Raw genomic sequence first — 4175 nt, forward strand, 5'->3', positions numbered from 1 at the left:
GCCCTGATGCTGGGTGCGCCCGCTTCCACGCTCGCCCAGTCCGACGTGTTCTGCGTCTGCACCGACGCCGAATCCGGGACCTGCGGCGGCAACCTCGAGCTGGCCGTCCCGGGGTCCTGCACCGTCTATCTCGTGCTCGCGCACCCTTCGGGGACGCCGGTGCGGGCTTGGGAGGCCCGGGTGACCGTCGAGGGGTCGGCCACCTATGTGGGCAATTGGGCGCTGACGGCCGGTATCGATGCTGATAGCGACGATGAAGATTATCTGGTGGGACTGGGCGCCGGCCCCTTGATGCCGAACAGCGCCGGCATGGTGCCGCTGCTCTACATGACCGTGATGGTGCTGGGGGAGGGCCCGCTGCTCTTCAAGGTGGGGCCAGCGCCCGGTTCGGCCAGCTTCCCCGACGGAACGCCCGGCTACCTCCACACGCTCGGGGTCAACACGCCTGCGACCGTCTGCAGCGGCGACTACGACCGGGCCGTGTTCACCCTGAACAACGGCGACGCCGACCAGCAGGGCACCTGGGGCGAGGTCAAGACGCTGTATTCGCACTGAATTCTTCCCGGTCCCGATCCAGCCGCCACCCGCCGATCCCCGCAATTTCTGCTCAACCGTGAGGTCCGCCTGCCGATCATCCTCTGCGATCGCCCAGGAAGCAGGTCCCCAACAGCGAGCGTGCCATGCCAGACACCAGCGTTGCCGCCGTCATCCCCGCCGCCGTCGTCGGCACGGCGCCGGACGTCCTGTTGGACGAGTTCCAGGACCGGATCCGCCCCGGCGGGCGGGTCCTCGACCTCGGGCCCGGCGACGGGCGCCGCGCCCTGTACCTGGCCGAAGCCGGCTACCGCGTGACCGTGCTCGCCCCGGCCGCCGGAACCGAAGCGGTTTTGAACGAAGCCGCCGCTGCGGATGGTTTGGAACTCGTGCTCAGACGGGAATCGTTCCTGGAGCACGATCCGGGGACGCAGCCGTACGACGCGATGCTCTGCTACGACCTGCTGCCGCGCCTGTCGCGCACGGACAACGCCAGCCTGCTGCACCGCATCTTCAGCTGGACGGCCCACGGGTCGCTGCTGTTCCTGACGGCGCGGCACGTGGACGACACGTCCTACGACGAGGTGAGCGCGACGTGGGAGAAGGCGGGCCTGCACAGCTTCCGCAACCTGGACGGGGAGTGCCGCACCTACCTGGCGCGCGGCGTCGTGCGCAACCTGTTCCGCGGCTGGAACACGCTCCACCATCGGGAATCCATGCCGTTGGTCGATGAGAAGGTGCTGGACGGTCCCCGGACGGGGCTGATCGAACTCGTGGCGAAGCGTCGCTGATCAGCGGCGCCTCGCCACTCCCCCCCCCGCCTGCACTGCTGGAAAAAGGGTATGGGAAGGCCGGAACTCCCCCGAATGGCCCTCGCCCGTAGGTCATTCTCGAAAGAGAAGTTCCGGCCAAGGATGTGAAGGAGGGTCAGGTCGCGACTCGCAAGGGCTTAGCACAGTGTTTCGGATGCTGCTCGCAATCGAATGGTATGCCCCCCACACCCACTCCGACATCTTGTACAAGCACGAACCCGGCGGGACGTTGCACGGATTCGACGATTTCGTGACAGTTTTTTTCACACGCCGGCATCCCGATAAGTGTATGTTGGAGAAGGTCCTCGCCCGGCCGACAGGAGAATGAGGCGCATGATCAAGATCGTCGAACCGGACCATCGTCCCGAAACCCAAGCGCCGATCGCCGACGAGACGTGCAACTGCGCCTGTGTCTGCGGTTGTGCGACCGTCGATACCGCCGTGAACAGCCCGGCGAGATCCGCCAAGTCCGACACCGCGGATTTGCCGATCATCCACGGCAGACGTGGACGCGACTGATCACGGCGGCGCGATCTGTCGGGTCTTTCGGCACGGTGGCTTGGATTACGTCTACGACGCCGGGACCGACCGGGTCGTGTCCGTGTCGCCGGCCGTCTCCGCCCTTCTGGACGCCCCGGTGCGCGATCCTGGCGCGACGGCCGAAGCTCGTGCCGCGGAGCAGGAGATCGGGGAGGCGCGGGATGTCCTGGGCCTGTTCCGGGCGCAGCGACTCCGCCTGGCGCCGAAGCGCCAGGGCCATGAGCGTCGCGGTGAATACCTGGATCGCCTTTCCCAACTGACCCTGACCCTGGACGAGCGCTGCAACCTGCGTTGCGCCTACTGCCCACACACGCTGGCCGCGCCTTGGACCCGGCCACACGGCGACCGGCAGATGTCGGAAGAGACGGTGCGGTCGGCCGTCGGACTGTTCCTGGACCGCGCCGGCGGCGAAACGCCGTCGATCTCGCTCTACGGCGGCGAACCGCTGCTCGCGTCCGGTCTCGTCCGCTTGGTCGCGCAGCTGGTCCGCGATTCGCGGCGGTCCCGGGTTCGGGTCATCGTGGACACCAACGGGACCCTGCTCGACGACGCTGGAGTGGATCTCGTCGCCGAACTGGGACTGCACCTGCAGGTGAGTCTGGACGGCCCGGAGGCGATCCACGACCGGTGGCGGCCCACGGCCGGCGGTGGACCGACCCACGCCCGCGTGCTCGCCGGATTGCGGCGCTTGCTCGACCGGGACCCGGCCGCCGCGGAGCGCCTGCGCTTCCAGGCGACGCTCGCGCCCGGGTCGGACATGATGGAAGCTGACGCCTTCTTCGGGGCCCTGGGGCGCGAGCTGGACCTTGCCGACATCTCGGTGGGCGCGTCCTACGCCGATCTGGAGGGGGCGGAGGCCACCGCGTTGCCGCCGCCGGGAGTCCTTCCTGCGGCGGACGATTGGGCGCGGGCCCGCGCCGCCTACGTCGAAGCCTGCGCGTCCGGGCGCCACGCCGATCTGGGGCCGCTGGTACGCGCCTGGTTCGACGGCCCCCTGATCCGCTTCTACCACCGCGACACCAGACCGCTCGGCGACACCTTCCGACCGGGCGGCGCCTGCGCGCCGGGATTGCGCCGCCTCCACGTGGGATGCGATGGCACACTGCAGCCCTGCGAGCGCGTCGGGACGGCGTTCGGCATCGGTGATGTGAGCCGCGGCTTCGATTTCGACGCCATCGATCGGATCGAGCGGGAATGGTTCGACGCCCTCGGGGGGCGCTGCGCGGGCTGTTGGGCTCTGCGCCACTGCGATCTCTGTTTCACGGCGATGATCGACAAGCGGAGCGGGCGCCTCGGCGCCGTGCCGCTGGAGGCCTGCGAGGCCGTCTGCGAGGGATTCGAGGAGACGTTGCGCCTGTGGGTAGAGCTGCTGGCGCGCAGCCCGCGTGCCCTGGATCACCTGAAGGGCAGCCGAGTCAGTTGAGCGGGGTTCCCGAGTGGAAGACGATGGCGCCGAATTCAGGCTCCGTCAATCGCCAGGAGGTCATCGCGACCGCGTGCCCGTCGAGCATCAACGTGTCCGTCGTGGCGCCGGCCAGTTTTCCCTGATAGGCCAGACCGCTGATCTCGCTATAGCGCGGACTCCTGACGAACCGATGATAGCGCTCACTGTCCTCGATCACGCCGATGTCGACCGGGAAATAGAAACCGTCCCGGTCCTCCCCGTACACGAGATGGTAGGCGGTCATCCCCTCGAAGGTCAGGCCGAAGGCGACGTTCAGGCTCAGGCGTCCCTCCATGTACGCCAGGCGCTTCTGTTCCAACCGCAGCTTCAAGCTGTCGAGTTCCGCCGGTTCGACGGAAGAATTGCTGCGGCCGAAGCTGAAGCTGGGAGCGGCGCCCTCGCGGGTCGAGAACGTCGCGGAGCCGTCGTCGATGATGCTGGTGACATCGAGCCGCATGCCGGTCGATTCGAGCGCCGGCTGGTCGATGAACGTCGTGCCCAGCGTCACCATCACGATCGCGGTCAGGATGAGGGGGCGCGAGGTCTGCCGGTCGCGCGCGCGCGCCCGTAGCTCCGCCCGCAGCGCTTCCTTGTGCTCGAGGTTTGGCCTCGGCACAAGGCGCGTTTCGTGGAGCTGGAGTTCGAGATCCTCGTGGTCGAGCATGTCCGTCGCTACCGTCCCGTCATTCGCCGCGGTCGCCCGGCATGGCGCGGCGCAGCTTGCCGAGCGCGCGGTGCAGCCGCGCCTTCATCGTGCCCTCGGGGACGCCGTAGATCGCGGCGATCTCCTTCACGGGCAGGTCCTCGTAATACCGCAGGGCGACCCAGTTGCGTTCCTCGTTCGA

6 protein-coding genes are annotated in these 4175 nt (G+C 68.2%); 4 read left to right on the forward strand and 2 right to left on the reverse strand.

Annotated features, from left to right (window positions below; genetic code table 11):
- The 4 genes from Q7W29_03630 to Q7W29_03645 form a co-directional block, all read left to right on the forward strand.
- On the forward strand, positions 1-555 hold a 555-nt coding region (locus Q7W29_03630), incomplete at its 5' end, for a hypothetical protein (GenBank protein MDO9170903.1).
- 125 nt (positions 556-680) lie between these two features.
- Positions 681-1325 (forward strand): methyltransferase domain-containing protein, encoded by a 645-nt coding sequence (locus Q7W29_03635; protein ID MDO9170904.1) that lies wholly within the window; start codon positions 681-683, stop codon positions 1323-1325.
- A 354-nt stretch (positions 1326-1679) separates the two neighbouring features.
- Positions 1680-1865 carry a hypothetical protein gene (locus Q7W29_03640; protein MDO9170905.1) on the forward strand — a complete coding sequence of 62 codons (186 nt, stop codon included), beginning with the start codon at positions 1680-1682 and terminating at the stop codon, positions 1863-1865.
- A gap of 40 nt (positions 1866-1905) precedes the next feature.
- On the forward strand, positions 1906-3309 hold the full coding sequence (locus Q7W29_03645) for a radical SAM protein (GenBank protein ID MDO9170906.1): 1404 nt from the start codon (positions 1906-1908) through the stop codon (positions 3307-3309).
- Here Q7W29_03645 and Q7W29_03650 read toward each other — a convergent pair.
- Both Q7W29_03650 and Q7W29_03655 read right to left on the reverse strand, forming a co-directional pair.
- Entirely contained in the window at positions 3302-3994 is a 693-nt protein-coding gene (locus Q7W29_03650) for a hypothetical protein (protein MDO9170907.1), read from the reverse strand. The genes Q7W29_03645 and Q7W29_03650 overlap by 8 nt on opposite strands.
- A 19-nt stretch (positions 3995-4013) precedes the next feature.
- Positions 4014-4175 (reverse strand): sigma factor-like helix-turn-helix DNA-binding protein (locus tag Q7W29_03655; GenBank protein ID MDO9170908.1); only part of this gene is annotated, 162 nt, incomplete at its 5' end.

The sequence above is a fragment of the bacterium genome (assembly GCA_030654305.1).
Classification (GTDB): Bacteria; Krumholzibacteriota; Krumholzibacteriia; order LZORAL124-64-63; family LZORAL124-64-63; genus PNOJ01.